At 72.3% G+C, this 14325-nt stretch carries 16 protein-coding genes; 7 read left to right on the top strand and 9 right to left on the bottom strand.

Features of this window, described 5'->3' with window-relative positions; translation table 11 throughout:
• Positions 1–92: 92 nt before the first annotated feature.
• The 5 genes from ACFXGX_RS38505 to argC are packed head-to-tail and all read right to left on the bottom strand — an operon-like array spanning position 93 to position 4947.
• On the bottom strand, positions 93–629 hold the full coding sequence (locus ACFXGX_RS38505) for an arginine repressor (RefSeq protein WP_384801558.1): 537 nt from the start codon (positions 627–629) through the stop codon (positions 93–95).
• A 22-nt stretch (positions 630–651) separates the two neighbouring features.
• The gene (locus tag ACFXGX_RS38500; RefSeq protein WP_384801555.1) at positions 652–1860 is read right to left on the bottom strand and encodes an acetylornithine transaminase; all 1209 of its coding nucleotides are present in this window, start codon (positions 1858–1860) and stop codon (positions 652–654) included.
• Complete coding sequence (argB, locus tag ACFXGX_RS38495) at positions 1857–2771, bottom strand: acetylglutamate kinase (RefSeq protein ID WP_384801552.1); 915 nt, start codon at positions 2769–2771, stop codon at positions 1857–1859. Before argB ends, ACFXGX_RS38500 begins: the two co-directional genes overlap by 4 nt.
• A complete protein-coding gene (argJ, locus tag ACFXGX_RS38490; RefSeq protein WP_384801549.1) occupies positions 2768–3922 on the bottom strand; it encodes a bifunctional glutamate N-acetyltransferase/amino-acid acetyltransferase ArgJ in 1155 nt (384 codons plus the stop codon). The genes argB and argJ overlap by 4 nt, the downstream gene beginning before the upstream one ends.
• Entirely contained in the window at positions 3919–4947 is a 1029-nt protein-coding gene (gene argC / locus ACFXGX_RS38485; RefSeq protein ID WP_384801546.1) for an N-acetyl-gamma-glutamyl-phosphate reductase, read from the bottom strand. The genes argJ and argC overlap by 4 nt, the downstream gene beginning before the upstream one ends.
• Before the next feature lie 287 nt (positions 4948–5234).
• Between argC and ACFXGX_RS38480 the strand changes: the two genes are divergently transcribed.
• Positions 5235–6251, top strand: a complete 1017-nt coding sequence (locus tag ACFXGX_RS38480) for a hypothetical protein (protein ID WP_384801543.1) — start codon at positions 5235–5237, stop codon at positions 6249–6251.
• Between the two features lie 48 nt (positions 6252–6299).
• Positions 6300–6644, top strand: a complete 345-nt coding sequence (locus ACFXGX_RS38475) for a hypothetical protein (protein WP_384801540.1) — start codon at positions 6300–6302, stop codon at positions 6642–6644.
• Positions 6645–6701: 57 nt separating this feature from the next.
• On the opposite strand, the gene ACFXGX_RS38470 is transcribed toward ACFXGX_RS38475, so the two are convergent.
• A complete protein-coding gene (locus tag ACFXGX_RS38470) occupies positions 6702–7091 on the bottom strand; it encodes a DUF5997 family protein (RefSeq protein ID WP_384801537.1) in 390 nt (129 codons plus the stop codon).
• 108 nt (positions 7092–7199) lie between these two features.
• On the opposite strand from ACFXGX_RS38470, the gene ACFXGX_RS38465 reads away from it, so the two are divergent.
• Together ACFXGX_RS38465 and ACFXGX_RS38460 are read left to right on the top strand one after the other, a co-directional pair.
• The gene (locus ACFXGX_RS38465; protein WP_384801534.1) at positions 7200–8012 is read left to right on the top strand and encodes a LysR family substrate-binding domain-containing protein; all 813 of its coding nucleotides are present in this window, start codon (positions 7200–7202) and stop codon (positions 8010–8012) included.
• Position 8013: 1 nt separating this feature from the next.
• Complete coding sequence (locus tag ACFXGX_RS38460; protein WP_384801531.1) at positions 8014–8457, top strand: DUF6314 family protein; 444 nt, start codon at positions 8014–8016, stop codon at positions 8455–8457.
• Here ACFXGX_RS38460 and ACFXGX_RS38455 read toward each other — a convergent pair.
• Entirely contained in the window at positions 8439–9032 is a 594-nt protein-coding gene (locus ACFXGX_RS38455) for a histidine phosphatase family protein (protein WP_355774079.1), read from the bottom strand. The genes ACFXGX_RS38460 and ACFXGX_RS38455 overlap by 19 nt on opposite strands.
• Before the next feature lie 174 nt (positions 9033–9206).
• The gene (locus tag ACFXGX_RS38450) at positions 9207–10643 is read right to left on the bottom strand and encodes a PLP-dependent aminotransferase family protein (protein ID WP_384801528.1); all 1437 of its coding nucleotides are present in this window, start codon (positions 10641–10643) and stop codon (positions 9207–9209) included.
• Between ACFXGX_RS38450 and ACFXGX_RS38445 the strand changes: the two genes are divergently transcribed.
• Complete coding sequence (locus tag ACFXGX_RS38445) at positions 10642–11613, top strand: DMT family transporter (RefSeq protein ID WP_384801526.1); 972 nt, start codon at positions 10642–10644, stop codon at positions 11611–11613. The two genes, ACFXGX_RS38450 and ACFXGX_RS38445, sit on opposite strands and share 2 nt — an antisense overlap.
• A 118-nt stretch (positions 11614–11731) precedes the next feature.
• Positions 11732–11929, top strand: coding sequence for a DUF1918 domain-containing protein (locus tag ACFXGX_RS38440; RefSeq protein WP_339128264.1), 198 nt, complete (start codon positions 11732–11734; stop codon positions 11927–11929).
• 36 nt (positions 11930–11965) lie between these two features.
• Here ACFXGX_RS38440 and ACFXGX_RS38435 read toward each other — a convergent pair whose 3' ends face one another.
• Entirely contained in the window at positions 11966–13213 is a 1248-nt protein-coding gene (locus tag ACFXGX_RS38435) for a glycoside hydrolase family 10 protein (protein ID WP_384801523.1), read from the bottom strand.
• Between the two features lie 168 nt (positions 13214–13381).
• On the opposite strand from ACFXGX_RS38435, the gene ACFXGX_RS38430 reads away from it, so the two are divergent.
• Positions 13382–14242, top strand: a complete 861-nt coding sequence (locus tag ACFXGX_RS38430) for a 3-hydroxybutyryl-CoA dehydrogenase (RefSeq protein WP_384801520.1) — start codon at positions 13382–13384, stop codon at positions 14240–14242.
• Positions 14243–14325: the final 83 nt, after the last annotated feature.

The raw sequence follows: 14325 nt of genomic DNA, 5'->3' as shown, positions 1-14325 counted from the left end.
CGGGGGCGCGCGCCCCCCCCCCCCCCCGGGGTGCGCGGTGCGGGGTGGCGCCCCCCCGCGGGGGGGCGCCCCCCCCCCCACCGTCGTACATGTCAGTGATTGTTCTGTGCCAGCCGCAGCAGATGGTCGGCCAGCGCCTGCCCGCCCGTCGGATCGCGGCTGATCAGCATCAGGGTGTCGTCCCCCGCGATCGTGCCCAGGACGTCGTGCAGCTCCGCCTGGTCGATCGCCGACGCGAGGAACTGCGCGGCGCCCGGCGGGGTGCGCAGGACCACGAGGTTCGCCGAGGCCTCCGCGGAGATCAGCAGCTCCGAGGAGAGCCGGCGCATCCGCTCCTCCTTCGCCGACTCCCCCAGCGGTGCGCGCGGGGTGCGGAAACCGCCCTCGCTCGGCACCGCGTAGATGAGGTCGCCGTCGTTGTTGCGGATCTTCACCGCGTTCAGCTCGTCGAGGTCCCGGGAGAGCGTCGCCTGGGTGACGTTCAGCCCGTCGTCGGCGAGAAGCTTCGCCAACTGGCTCTGCGAGCGCACCGGTTGCCGGTTGAGGATGTCCACGATCCGGCGGTGGCGTGCGGTGCGGGTCTGCGGCACGGCAGGCCCTGCGTGCTCGTGGTCCTGCGCCTGACTCATCGTCGTCGTCCCATTCCCGGGATCATCCGTCCCCGTTGGCTGCGTCGAGGATGCCGGGAAGAGCCCGGAGGAACGCGTCCACCTCGTCGTCGCCGAGGTTCAGCGGCGGCATCAGCCGTACGACATCGGGGGCGGGCGCGTTGACCAGGAGACCGGCGTCCTGAGCCGCCTGCTGCACCTGGGGCGCGAGCGGCTCGGTGAGCACGATACCCAGGAGCAGCCCGGCACCCCGGACATGGTCGATCAGCGGATGGCCGGAACCGTCGCCGAGCCCCTCGATCCCGTCCCGCAGTTTCTCGCCGGCGCGCTTCACGTTCTCCAGGAGCCCCTCGGACTCGATGGTGTCGAGCACGGCGAGCCCGGCGGCGCAGACGACCGGGTTGCCGCCGAACGTCGTGCCGTGGTGGCCCGGCTCCAGCAGCCCGGCGGCACGGCCGAAGGCGACGGTGGCACCGAGCGGCAGTCCGCCGCCGAGGCCCTTGGCGAGCGTGACGATGTCGGGCAGGACGCCTTCGTGGGCCTGGTACTCGAACCAGTGGCCGGTGCGGCCGATTCCGGTCTGCACCTCGTCCAGGACGAGCAGCGCGCCATGGGCCGCGGTGATGGCGCGGGCCGCCTTCAGGTAGCCGGGGGGCGGTACGACCACGCCGTTCTCGCCCTGGATCGGCTCGATGATCACCAGCGCGGTGTTCTCGGTGACCGCCTCGGCGAGGGCCTGCGCGTCACCGTACGGGACGTGCGTGACGTCGCCGGGCAGCGGCAGGAAGGGCGTCCGCTTGGCGCTCTGGCCGGTGAGCGCGAGGGCGCCCATGGTCCGGCCGTGGAAGCCGCCGGTGGTGGCGACCATGTGCGTCCGGCCGGTCAGCCGGCCGATCTTGAACGCGCCCTCGTTGGCCTCGGCGCCCGAGTTGCAGAAGTACACCCGGCCCTCGCGGCCGAAGAGCTGGAGAAGCCGTTCGGCGAGGGCGACGGGCGGTTCGGCGACGAAGAGGTTGGAGACGTGGCCGAGCGAGCGGATCTGCCGGCTCACGGCCTCGACGATCGCGGGGTGGTCGTGTCCGAGGGCGTTGACCGCGATGCCGCCGACGAAGTCGAGGTACTCGTTGCCGTCGGCGTCCCACAGCCTGGTTCCGGCACCGCGTACGAGCGGCAGTCGGGGGGTGCCGTAGTTGTCCATGAGCGCGTCCCGCCACCGCTCGGTGAGCTCCGCGTTCGTCGCACTGCCGGTCATTCGGCGTCCCCCGCATCCTCGTCGTCCGGCACGACCATCGTGCCGATGCCTTCGTCGGTGAAGATCTCCAGCAGGATCGAGTGCTGGACCCGGCCGTCGATGACACGGGCGGTGGTGACGCCGTTGCGTACGGCGTGCAGACACCCCTCCATCTTCGGCACCATGCCGCTGGCCAGCTCGGGAAGGAGCTTTTCGAGCTGGGTGGCGGTGAGGCGGCTGATCACCTCGTCGCTGTCGGGCCAGTCCTCGTAGAGGCCCTCGACGTCCGTGAGGACCATGAGGGTCTCGGCGTCCAGCGCGGCAGCGAGTGCCGCAGCCGCCGTATCAGCATTGACGTTGTAGACATGTCCGTCGTCCTGGCTCCTGGCGATCGAGGAGACGACCGGGATGCGGCCGTCGGCGAGCAGGGCCTCGATCGCGCCCGTGTCGATCGCGGTGATCTCGCCCACCCGCCCGATGTCGACCAACTCCCCGTCGATCCTGGGCCGGTGCTTGGTGGCGGTGATGGTGTGAGCGTCCTCGCCGGTGAGGCCGACGGCGAGCGGTCCGTGCTCGTTGAGGAGTCCGACCAGTTCGCGCTGGACCTGTCCGGCCAGCACCATGCGGACGACGTCCATCGCCTCCTCGGTGGTGACGCGCAGGCCCGCCTTGAACTCGCTGACGATGCCGTGCCGGTCGAGTGCGGAGCTGATCTGCGGGCCGCCGCCGTGCACGACGACCGGCTTGAGGCCCGCGTGGTGCAGGAAGACGATGTCCTGGGCGAAGGCGGCCTTCAGCTCGGCGTCGATCATGGCGTTGCCGCCGAACTTGACGACGACGGTCTTGCCGCGGTGCCGGGTCAGCCAGGGCAGCGCCTCGATGAGGATCTGCGCCTTGGGCAGAGCGGTGTGCTTGCGGGTCACATTGCTCATGAGGAGTACGCGCTGTTCTCGTGGACGTAGTCGGCGGTGAGGTCGTTGGTCCAGATCGTGGCGGTCGCGTCGCCCGCGGCGAGGTCCGCGACGATGTGGACCTCGCGGTAGCGCATGTCGACCTTGTCGCGGTCCTCGCCGACCCCGCCGTTCTTGCAGACCCACACACCGTTGATGGCGACGTCGAGCCGGTCGGGTTCGAAGGCGGCCCGGGTGGTGCCGATGGCGGACAGCACCCGGCCCCAGTTGGGGTCCTCGCCGTGGATGGCGCACTTGAGGAGGTTGTTGCGGGCGATGGAGCGGCCCACCTCGACGGCGTCGTCCTCGGTCGCGGCGTTGATCACCTCGACCTTGATGTCCTTGCTCGCGCCCTCGGCGTCCCGGATGAGCTGCTGGCCCAGGTCGTCGCAGACCGCTCGGACCGCCTCGGCGAACTCCGCGTGGTCCGGGGTGACTTCGCTGGCTCCGGAGGCGAGCAGCAGCACGGTGTCGTTGGTGGACATGCAGCCGTCGGAGTCGACGCGGTCGAAGGTGGTACGGGTGGCCGCGCGCAGCGCCCGGTCCAGGTCCGCGCTGTCCACGTCCGCGTCGGTGGTGAGCACGACCAGCATGGTGGCCAGGCCCGGCGCGAGCATGCCGGCGCCCTTGGCCATGCCGCCCACCGTCCAGCCCTTCCCGGTCACGACCGAGGTCTTGTGCACGGTGTCGGTCGTCTTGATGGCGATGGCGGCCTTCTCGCCGCCGTGCGGGCCGAGTTGGGCGACGGCCAGGTCGATGCCCGGGAGGAGCTTGTCCATCGGGAGCAGTACGCCGATGAGGCCGGTCGAGCACACGGCGACACCGCCCGCGCCGATGTCACCGAGCGTCTCGGCGACCTTCTCGGCGGTGGCGTGGGTGTCCTGGAAGCCCTTGGGTCCCGTACAGGCGTTGGCGCCGCCCGAGTTGAGGACGACCGCGTCCAGGCGGCCGCTCTTGAGCACCTGTTCCGACCACAGGACCGGCGCGGCCTTCACACGGTTGGAGGTGAAGACTCCCGCGGCGGCGCGGCGGGGCCCGGTGTTGACCACGAGGGCCAGGTCCGGGTTGCCGTTCCCCTTGATCCCTGCGGCGACGCCGGCGGCGGTGAATCCCTGTGCTGCCGTGACACTCACGGTGCGACTCCGATCGTGGAAAGCCCCAGCTCCTCGGGAAGGCCGAGGGCGAGGTTCATGCTCTGGACGGCACCGCCGGCGGTGCCCTTGGTCAGGTTGTCGATGGCGCTGATCGCGATGATGCGGTGTGCGGCGGCGTCGTACGCGACCTGGACCTGAACGGCGTTGGAACCGTAGACGGACGCCGTGGCGGGCCACTGTCCCTCGGGGAGCAGGTGGACGAAGGGTTCGTCGGCGAAGGCCTTCTCGTAGGCGGCCCGGACGGACTCGGCGGTGACGCCGTGCCTCGCCTTGGCGTTGCAGGTGGCGAGGATGCCGCGGGGCATGGGCGCGAGGGTGGGGGTGAAGGAGACGGTGACGGGTTCCCCGGCAACGGCGGAGAGGTTCTGGATCATCTCCGGGGTGTGCCGGTGGACGCCGCCGACGCCGTAGGGGCTCATCGACCCCATGACCTCGCTGCCGAGCAGGTGCGCCTTGGGCGCCTTGCCTGCACCCGAGGTGCCGGAGGCGGCGACGATCACGGCCTCGGTCTCCGCCAGCCCGGCCGCGTAGGCGGGGAACAGGGCGAGCGAGACGGCCGTCGGGTAGCAACCGGGTACCGCGATGCGCTTGGACCCCTCCAGCGCGGCGCGGGCACCCGGCAGTTCGGGGAGGCCGTAGGGCCAGGTCCCGGCGTGGGGGGAGCCGTAGAACCGCACCCAGTCGGCCGGGTCCTTCAACCGGAAGTCGGCGCCCATGTCGACCACGAGGACCTCGGCGCCGAGCTGTTCGGCGACCTCGGCGGACTGCCCGTGGGGCAGCGCGAGGAACACGACGTCGTGGCCGCGCAGCGCCTCGGCGGTGGTCTCGGTGAGGACGTGGTCCGCGAGCGGCAGCAGATGGGGCTGGATGCCGCCGAGCCGCCGGCCCGCGTTGGAGTTGCCGGTCAGGGTGCCGATCTCGATCTCGGGGTGTGCCAGCAGCAGACGCAGCAGTTCCCCGCCCGCGTATCCACTCGCTCCCGCCACCGCCGCGCGCATCGCCATGGAACCCTCCTCTTGGATGGCATGACTATACGTTTCGCTGCACGTTTATGCAATCCTCCGCAATGGGCGGCCGGGAGCATCGCCCGACGTGAAGGGGCGACGACACCCGGGTCCGTGCGACCGGCGCGGACGACGGTCACCGAAGACGTATACCCGTCACCGTCGCACTCCCCACTCGCGCATCACACGATCGAATCTGGAGTAATAGCGCGCACCCTCTGGGTGAACTCCGGTCAAAAGGTGACATCACCTTCGGCGGGGGTCCGCCGGTTGGAACCATCCCCCGCATGTCTCTCCCCCGGGCCCCGCACAGGGCTCTCCTCGTCTGTGCCGTCGCGGCGGTGCTCGCGGGCTGTTCCGTGTCCGGATCCGGATCCGACGCCGCCGACCGTTCGCCGGGGGCCCCTGCCTCCGCCGCGGGGGATTCCCGGCGGACGGTGGTGACCTTCGCCGGGACGTCGCCGCTCGGAGCCGAGCACCTGCGCCGGACCGCGGACCGCATGCGGTCACGTGCCGACGCGCTGGGGCTCAAGGACGTGCGGGTCGACACACAGGGCAACGGGGTCACCGTCACCGGTCGTGCCGCCGACGTGAAGCAGTTGACCCAACTGGGCATGTCCGGGCACCTCGGATTCCGCCCCGTCCTGGCCGAGGAGACGGTCGGAACGACGCCGACACCGACACCGACGCCCTCGGCCAGTGGCGACCCCGCGCGAGGTCGTGCCGTCACCGACGGCCTGCTTCCCCGCGCCGCCGGGTCGGCGAGCGCGAGCGCCGCGCCGGCTCCGGCCGAGGGGAGCGTGCCGGACGCGGCGCTCCAGGCGCGCTACGCGGCGCTCGGCTGCTCGGCACAGGAGAGGATCGCGACGCGGCGGGATGCCCCCGCGGGTGACGCTGTCGTCGCCTGCGGCACCACCGGCGGCGGATCCGCGTCGCGCGCCAAGTTCGTCCTGGGTCCGACGGCCGTGGAGGGGGTCCACGTGACCTCGGCGGTGGCCGTGCGCGACAAGCAGGTCGCGGGCTGGATCGTACGGCTGGACTTCGACTCCGTCGGTGCCCGGCAGTTCTCCGACATGACGGGGAGCCTGGCCCTGAACACCTCGCCGCAGAACCAGATGGCCATCGTCCTGGACGGCGCCGTGATCTCCGCCCCGTCCGTAAGTCAGCGGCTCGACGGCGGCACCGCCGACATCTACGGGAGCTTCACCCGGGAGTCGGCCGAGCAACTCGCCGTCACCCTCGGCTCGGGCGCGCTCCCCACCCCCTTGACCGTCACGAGCGTGACCTCGCTCAGGCACACCTGACCCGTGCCGTACGACAGACCCGTCCCGAGAACCTCTGGAGGACCGCCCGTGTCATCGTCGTCGTCCGCTCACTGGAGCGCGTACGAGATCTTCGCCGTCCTGTCAGGGATCATCCTGATCGGAGCGGCCTTCGTGCCCGGCAACTCGGTCAAGAACCGTGCCTGGGCCGCTCTGGGCGGGATATTCCTCACCTGTTACGGGTGGTACGTCGCCCATCAGACGACGGGTACGTTCCAGTTCCCCGTCGTCATCTTCCTGATCCCGCCGGGCGCGGTGATCTATCTGCTGGTCAAGGCGTTCGGCAACTCGGGCGGCCAGAGTTCCCCGCCCGGTGCGGGCGGCTCCGGAACGCCCGGCTCCGACGGGCACGGCACCCCGGGAACCGGCGGCTGACCTCCCCGTGGGGCGCCCCGGGTGCCGCCGGTGGCGGCACCGGCGGGGCGCCTTCGGTCAGGAGCCGGCGTCCCGGTCCGCGTTCTTCTGCTTGATGCGCGCCGACTCCTTGCGGACCTCCGCCTGGGTGGCGCGCTCACGCCGCAGCCACTCGGGGTCCTCCGTCTTCAGCACCTCGATCTGCTCGGTGGTGAGGGCCTCGCTGACGCCGCCGCGGGCGAGTCCCGCGATGGAGACGCCGAGCTTGGCGGCGACGACGGGCCGCGGGTGCGGGCCGGTGCGGCGCAGTTCCTGGAGCCACGCGGGCGGGTCGGTCTGCAGCGCGTTCAGCTCGGCACGGGAGACGGCACCCTCCTGGAACTCGGCGGGGGTGGCCTCGAGGTACACACCCAGCTTCTTCGCCGCGGTGGCGGGCTTCATGGACTGGGTGGTCTGGTGCGAACTCATGGGGTCAAGGGTATCGAGCGCTCGGGCCCCCGCCGACCATCGCCCGCGCCGTACCGGCGTGGCCGTCGCCGGTACGGCGCCGATGGCCACGCCGGGTAATCTGACGGGGTGACCGGCTCCGAAGCACCCCCCTCCTTCAGGCTCGCCTACGTTCCGGGGGTGACGCCCTCGAAGTGGGTGCGGATCTGGAACGAGCGCCGGCCCGACGTTTCCCTGGTCCTCGTCCCGGTGTCCGCCACCGAGGTGTACGACGTCCTGCGGCGCGGCGACGCCGACGCGGGCTTCGTCCGGCTGCCGGTCGACGGAGCCGATCTCAGCGCGATCCCCCTCTACACCGAGACGACGGTCGTCGTGGTCCCCAAGGACCACATCGTGGCGGCGGTCGAGCAGGTCAGCGGCGAGGACCTCGCCGACGACATCGTGCTGCACCCCGAGGACGACCCGCTGGACTGGGAGCGGCTGCCGGGCAGGCCCGCGCTGGAGCGGCCCGCCGAAACCGTGGACGCCGTGGAACTCGTCGCGGCGGGCATCGGGGTCGTGATCGTGCCGCAGTCCCTCGCCCGGCTCCACCACCGCAAGGACCTCACCTACCGGACGGTCACCGACGCCCCCGAGTCGCGGATCGCGCTGGCCTGGCCCGAGGAGCTGACGACCGAACTGGTGGAGGACTTCATCGGCATCGTGCGCGGACGCACGGTCAACAGCACGCGAGGGCGTTCCCAGACCCCGCCCGCCGCACAGCCGAAGGGCGCGGCGAAGTCCGCGAAGGCCGCTCCCCGGAAGTCGGACGCGGGCGGCGGCGCCCGGCGCAAGCCCGCGCCCGGCAAGGGCGGCGGCAGGGCCACGGCCAAGAACCCCCGGAGCGGCAGCGGCGGCCCGAAGGGCGGCGCGAAGCGCGGCAAGCCCCGCCGCGGTTCCTGATATGGGCGCGTTCTGGCCGGTCGGGGACGTGCTGACGTACCTGGCCGGAACCTGGCGGGTCGAGCGCACCGTACGGGACCTCGCGAGCGACGCCGAGGGCCGCTTCACCGGCACGACAGTCTTTGGGCCGCTGGACGACGGCGGGCTGCTGCACCGGGAGTCGGGCACGTTCGTGTGGCAGGGCGTCCCGCGGCCCGCCGAGCGGACGCTGCGGTTCCTGCCGGGCCCCACCCGCGGGACCGCTCTCGTACGGTTCTCCGACGGCCGCCCCTTCCACGACCTGGACCTGACGGGCGGGCGGTACGTCGCCGACCATCCGTGCGCGGCGGACCTCTACCGGGGCGAGTTCACCGTGCGGGACGAGAACCACTGGCGGTCCGTCTGGCGGGTGCGGGGGCCCGCGAAGGACCTGGTGCTGACCACCGGCTACACGCGCCCGACCTGAGCGGGCGCCCCGTCGACGCGCAGGTTCCAGCGGCCCGCCCGGCCCGTCACGGTGATCGCCGACAGGGGCCGGACATCGATGTTCCAGTACGTCGAGGGCGGCGCCTTCAGCGCGTAGACCAGCGCGGCCCGCACCACCGACGGCTCGGCCACCGCGACGATGCTGCCGCCGTCCTCCCCCGGCCGGGTGTCGAGCCAGGCACCGACCCGGGCGATGAAGGTCAGCAGGCTCTCACCGCCGTGGGGGGTGGAGCGTGGATCGGAGAGCCAGGAGTCCACGGCCTCGGGCTCACGGGCCATGGCCTCGCCCAGGGTGAAGCCCCGCCATCGGCCCATGTCGCAGTCACGCAGCGCGAGCTGGACCAGCGGGGCGTAGCCGAGGACGTCACCGGTGGCCCGGCTGCGGGGTGTCGGAGCGCAGTAGCGCAGCTCGGCCGCCGCCAGCGGCAGCAGCCCGGCGGCGGCGCGCTGGGCTTCCTCCCACCCCGCCTGGTCCAGCGGCCGGTCGTCCTCGAAGCGCTCCGCCAGCAGCGCGGAGCTTCGCGCTGCGGCGACGAACGTGACCCGAAGATGCATGCGCAGATCGTGGAGCGCCTGCCTCCGCAGGTCAAGGGTGTCACGCAGAGTATCCGAATATGCACAGAACATCAGCCAGTGGTCTGTGCGTCCGCTGTGCGGGCGCCCCGGATCCGGTTCTCCCGCCGACGTGGCCCCGCGGTTCCCCGAAGCGCGGCGTCGGGTCACATCCGCTCAGGTCCGTACCTCGTCGTACGCCGCCGCCAGTCGTCGTACGCCCTCCGTGATCTCCTCCGTCCCCGCCACCGCCGCGAAGCTCAACCGGATCTGGGCGGCCGGGGGTTCGGCGCTGTAGTAGGGGCGGCCGGGGGTCACGGCCACCCCCGCGCGCAGGGCGGCGGCGACGAAGGCGGACTCGTCGGTGCCGTCGGGCAGTCGCGCCCACAGGTGGTAGCCGCCGAACGGGATGTGGGGCAGGGCGAGTTCGGGGAGACGCAGCCGCAGAGCGGCGGTCATGGTGTCCCGACGGTCCTTCAACTCGGCCGAAACTGTGCGCAGATGACGCGGCCAGGCCGGTGAGCCGACGAGTTCGAGCGCGGCCTCCTGGAGCGGGCGCGGCACGAAGAAGGTGTCGACGACCTGGATGGCGCGCAGCCGCTCCAGCACCGGACCGCGCGCCGCCAGGGCGCTGACCCGGAAGCTCGGCGAGGTCGCCTTGGTGAGGGAGCCGACGTGCACCACGACGCCGTCCGGGTCCTCGGCGGCCAGCGGACGCGGCAGCGGGCCCGCGTCCTCGTGCACCAGGCGGCGCACGAAGTCGTCCTCGACGACGAAGGCCCCGGCCTCCCGTGCGATGCGCAGCACCTCGCCGCGCCGCTCGGGCGCGAGCACGGCGCCGGTCGGATTCTGGAACAGCGGCTGGCAGACGAAGACCCGGGCGCCGGTGGCCCTGAAGGCGTCGGCCAGGAGCTCGGGTTTCACCCCGTCGGGGTCCACCGGGACCGGCACGGGGCGAAGACCGGCGGCGCGGGCGATGGCCAGCATGCCCGGATACGTGGGCGACTCGACCAGGACCGGGGCGCCGGGCGGCGCGAGCGCGCGCAGGGTTGTCGTCAGGGCGGTCTGGCCGCCGGCCGCGACCAGCACCTCGGCGGCGCCGATCGCCCCGCCGATACCGCGCGCGAACCACTCGCGCAGTTCGGGCAGTCCCTCCATGGGCGGCCGGGACCAGGCCCCGGGGCGGCGGCCGGCCCGGGACAGGGCCGCGCCCATCGCCCGCTCGGGCTGGAGCGAGGGGTGCAGATAGCCGCCGTTGAACTCGACGACGCCGGGGGCCGGCGCGGCGAGCGAGACGAGAACGCCGGAGGCGTCCACGGTGCGCGGGACGGACTCGGCCGAGGTGTCCGCGCTGAGCGCGACCTCCTGCCAGGAGGTGTCCCCGGTGGAGGTGAGGGCGGGCCGGGGCCGGGCCTTGAAGGCGCCCGCACCGGGCCGGGTGACCACCAGCCCCTCGGCGGCGAGCTGTGCCAGTGCCCGTGACACGGTCACCGGGCTCACGCGGAACCGCTCGACGAGTGCCCGGCTGGACGGCAGCTTTCCACCTGGCGAGTAGCGGTTCAGCTCCTGTCGCAGCCGTTCCGCCAGATCGCCCACACTGCTACGCTCTTGCATGAGAGCACAGAGTAGCGCTATCGAGCGGACCGGGATAGCGGTCGGCACCGACGTCGAGGCCCCGGCCTCCGTCCCGCCCCGGAGCCCCACCCCGGCGAGCCCCGCTCCGGCGGACCGCCGCTCGGGCACCGTTCAGGCGGCCCTGGGTGTCATCGCCTTCTCCCTCACCTTCCCCGCGACCGCCTGGGGCCTGGAGGGCTTCGGCCCCTGGTCGCTGGTGACCGTGCGCTGCGTCCTGGCGGCGGTCGTCGCGGGCGGCTGTCTGCTCGCGCTGCGGGTCCCCCGGCCCGACCGGCGGCATCTGGCGGGCCTCGCCGTCGTCGCCGCCGGGGTCGTCCTCGGCTTCCCGCTCCTGACGACGCTCGCGCTGCGGACGTCGACCACCGCCCACGCGGCCGTCGTCGTCGGGCTGCTGCCGCTCACGACGGCGCTGTTCTCGGCACTGCGGACCGGCGCGCGGCCGTCACGGACGTTCTGGCTGGCGGCCTGCGCGGGCGCGGCGGCTGTGATCGCGTTCACCGTGCAGCAGAGCGGCGGCGCCCTGACCGGCGCGGACGCCTATCTCTTCGGGGCCCTGCTGATCTGCGCGGCCGGCTACACCGAGGGCGGCCGGCTGGCCCGGGTGATGCCGGGCTGGCAGGTCATCGGCTGGGCCCTGATCCTGTGCCTGCCGCTCAGTGTTCCGGGCGCGCTGGTGGCGCTGTCGTACGAACCGGTACACCTCACGGCGCACAGCGTGACCGGGCTGCTGTGGGTCGCGGTCGGCTCGCAGTTCCTCGGCCTGGTCGTCTGGTACCGGGGGATGGCGTCGATCGGGATTCCCAAGGCCAGCCAGTTGCAGCTCGCCCAGCCGCTGCTCACACTGGTGTGGTCGGTACTGCTCCTGGGCGAGCGGCTCACCCCGGCGGCACCCCTGACGGCGGCCGCCGTCCTCGTCTGCATCGCTCTGACCCAGCGGGCACGGGGCTGACCCACGCGCACGGGCCGCGCCGCGCCCCCCGGGCCTTGGACCCAAGGCCACGAACCGTTGCCTTGGACCCAAGGCCACCACGAACCGTTGCTCCCGTACAGGCGAGGAGACCGTTCAGATGCACGCAACCAAAGGCGACAAGCTGGTGCAGCACGGCCGGACCGTCGGCCAGCACGACAAGGTCGCGGAGATCACCGAGGTCATGGGAGCGGAAGGCTCTCCCCCCTACCGCGTGCGGTTCGAGGACGGTCACGAGGCGGTGTGCTCGCCGGGCCCCGACTCCGAGATCCGTCACCGGGAGATGCCTCCGCGGTAGGACGCCCGGGACGGGCGCCGGGAGGCCGGCGGACGCTCAGCGCGGGTGTTTCGCCGGCTGCCGGTAGTGGTCGGCGACGACCCGTGCCATAGCGCCGATCCGGTCGGCGCCCGCCTCCGAGGCCGAGAAGAAGACATGCCCGCGCACTTCGGCGTGACGGCGGGCGAGGGTGAGATGGCGGGAGAGTTCGGCCGGGTCCTGCCAGGCCGCGGGCTGCCCCGGGTCGCCCGCCTTGTACAGCGCCTCGCCCGCGTAGAGCTGGACGCCCGTGCCGCGGGTGACCCCGGCCCACCAGGGCAGCAGCTTCGCGTAGTCGGCGGCGGCGAAGCCGATGTTCCAGTAGAGCTGGGGGCAGATGTAGTCGACCCAGCGCCGCGCGACCCATTTCCTGGTGTCGGCGTACAGGTCGTCGTACGTCTCGATGCCGGCCCGGGTCGGCGAGCCGAGGGGGTCGGTCGAGGCGTTCCGCCAGACGCCGAAGGGGCTGATGCCGAAGCGCACCCCGGGCCGGACCTTCCTGATGCCCTCCGCCATCTCCCGCACCAGCAGGTCGACGTTGTGGCGCCGCCAGGCCGCCCTGTCCGGGAAGCCCGCCCCGTCTCCGGCGTACGCCGCGTCGTCGTCGAAGCGCTCGCCCCGCACCGGGTACGGATAGAAGTAGTCGTCCCAGTGCACGCCGTCGACGGGGTACCGGCGCACCGCGTCGAGCATCGCGGCCCGGACGAACGTGCGGACCTGGGGCAGTCCGGGGTTGTAGTAGAGCTTGCCCCCGTACCGCACGGCCCAGTCCGGGTGGAGACGCGCGGGGTGCGAGGGCGCGAGCAGCCGGGGGTCCGGCTGTCCCGAGACGCGGTACGGGTTGAACCAGGCGTGCAGTTCCAGACCGCGCGCGTGCGCCTCGCGCACCGCGGTGCCCAGCGGGTCCCAGCCGGGATCCTCGCCCTGGACGCCGGTCAGGTAACGGGACCACGGCTCGTACGGCGAGGGCCACAGCGCGTCGGCGGCGGGACGGACCTGGAGGATCACGGTGTTCAGACGCAGGCGTACCGCCGTGTCCAGGTGGCCGAGCAGCTCGGCGCGCTGGCGTGCGGGGCTCAGGCCGGTGCGGGAGGGCCAGTCGCGGTTCGAGGCGGTCGCGAGCCACATGCCCCGCATGGCGGCCGGGGCCGTCGCCCTCCGCGGTGCGGCCGCGTCCTGGGCGGCCGCCGCGTCCCCCGCCGTGCCGAACCCCGACAGTGTCGCGAGCGCGGCCGCAGCGAACGCCCGGCGTGGCAGTCGCCCCATATCCGTACCCCTTACGTCGCGGATCCCTCCGGTCACGGAACGTGTCGAGACACAGCATGCACCACCCCGACGATCGATCATCGATACTTGGGAGTAACGTGCACGTTCGGAGCAGGGACCGAACAACGGACGACCTGCCAGGCAGTGCGGATCAGCGAAGGGGACGATGTGACCGACATCGAACGCGTCGGAGTGGTGGGCTGCGGCCAGATGGGAGCGGGCATTGCCGAGGTGTGCGCCCGCGCCGGACTGGACGTGAAGGTCGCCGAGACCACCGGCGAAGCCCTGGAGATCGGCCGGACCCGGCTCTTCTCCTCCCTCTCCAAGGCGGCCGAGCGCGGAAAGATCTCCGCGGACGAGCTCAAGGCCACCCAGGACCGGCTGAGCTTCACCACGGACCTCGGCGAGTTCGCCGACCGCGACCTGGTGATCGAGGCCGTCGTCGAGAACGAGCAGGTGAAGACCGAGATCTTCCAGGTGCTGGATCAGGTGGTGACCAGGCCGGACGCGATCCTGGCCTCCAACACCTCCTCGATCCCGCTGGTGAAGCTGGCCGTCGCGACCTCGCGCCCCGACCAGGTCATCGGCATCCACTTCTTCAACCCGGCCCCGGTGCAGCAGCTCGTGGAGCTGATCCCGGCGCTGACCACCTCCGAGGGCACCATCGGCCGCGCCCAGCTCTTCGCCGAGAAGGCGCTCGGCAAGCACGCGATCCGCGCCCAGGACCGCTCGGGCTTCGTCGTCAACGCGCTGCTGATCCCGTACCTCCTGTCCGCGATCCGGATGTTCGAGTCGGGGATCGCGAGCCGCGAGGACATCGACAACGGCATGGAGATGGGCTGCGCCCACCCGATGGGCCCGCTCAAGCTGTCCGACCTGATCGGTCTCGACACGGTGGCCTCGGTCGCGTACTCGATGTACGAGGAGTACAAGGAGCCGCTGTACGCCGCTCCCCCGCTGCTCCAGCGCATGGTCGACGCGGGCCGGCTCGGCCGCAAGTCCGGTTCGGGCTTCTACACCTACGGCTGACCCGCCGACCACCGGCTGAACACCCGCTCCGCCCGGCGGAGTTCACGCGGGCCCGGCACCCTTTGCGGTGCCGCGCCCCCGCC

The sequence above is a fragment of the Streptomyces sp. NPDC059371 genome, assembly GCF_042751995.1.
Classification (GTDB): Bacteria; Actinomycetota; Actinomycetes; order Streptomycetales; family Streptomycetaceae; genus Streptomyces.
This window is presented reverse-complemented; position numbering and strand designations above follow the sequence as displayed.

Excerpts from the sequence above, each read along its gene's own strand:
- ACFXGX_RS38505 (WP_384801558.1), bottom strand. The coding sequence starts at position 629 with ATGAGTCAGGCGCAGGACCACGAGCACGCAGGGCCTGCCGTGCCGCAG.
- ACFXGX_RS38500 (WP_384801555.1), bottom strand. The coding sequence starts at position 1,860 with ATGACCGGCAGTGCGACGAACGCGGAGCTCACCGAGCGGTGGCGGGAC.
- argB (WP_384801552.1), bottom strand. The coding sequence starts at position 2,771 with ATGAGCAATGTGACCCGCAAGCACACCGCTCTGCCCAAGGCGCAGATC.
- argC (WP_384801546.1), bottom strand. The coding sequence starts at position 4,947 with ATGGCGATGCGCGCGGCGGTGGCGGGAGCGAGTGGATACGCGGGCGGG.
- ACFXGX_RS38480 (WP_384801543.1), top strand. The coding sequence starts at position 5,235 with ATGTCTCTCCCCCGGGCCCCGCACAGGGCTCTCCTCGTCTGTGCCGTC.
- ACFXGX_RS38470 (WP_384801537.1), bottom strand. The coding sequence starts at position 7,091 with ATGAGTTCGCACCAGACCACCCAGTCCATGAAGCCCGCCACCGCGGCG.
- ACFXGX_RS38460 (WP_384801531.1), top strand. The coding sequence starts at position 8,014 with ATGGGCGCGTTCTGGCCGGTCGGGGACGTGCTGACGTACCTGGCCGGA.
- ACFXGX_RS38455 (WP_355774079.1), bottom strand. The coding sequence starts at position 9,032 with ATGCATCTTCGGGTCACGTTCGTCGCCGCAGCGCGAAGCTCCGCGCTG.
- ACFXGX_RS38445 (WP_384801526.1), top strand. The coding sequence starts at position 10,642 with ATGAGAGCACAGAGTAGCGCTATCGAGCGGACCGGGATAGCGGTCGGC.
- ACFXGX_RS38450 (WP_384801528.1), bottom strand. The coding sequence starts at position 10,643 with ATGCAAGAGCGTAGCAGTGTGGGCGATCTGGCGGAACGGCTGCGACAG.
- ACFXGX_RS38440 (WP_339128264.1), top strand. The coding sequence starts at position 11,732 with ATGCACGCAACCAAAGGCGACAAGCTGGTGCAGCACGGCCGGACCGTC.
- ACFXGX_RS38435 (WP_384801523.1), bottom strand. The coding sequence starts at position 13,213 with ATGGGGCGACTGCCACGCCGGGCGTTCGCTGCGGCCGCGCTCGCGACA.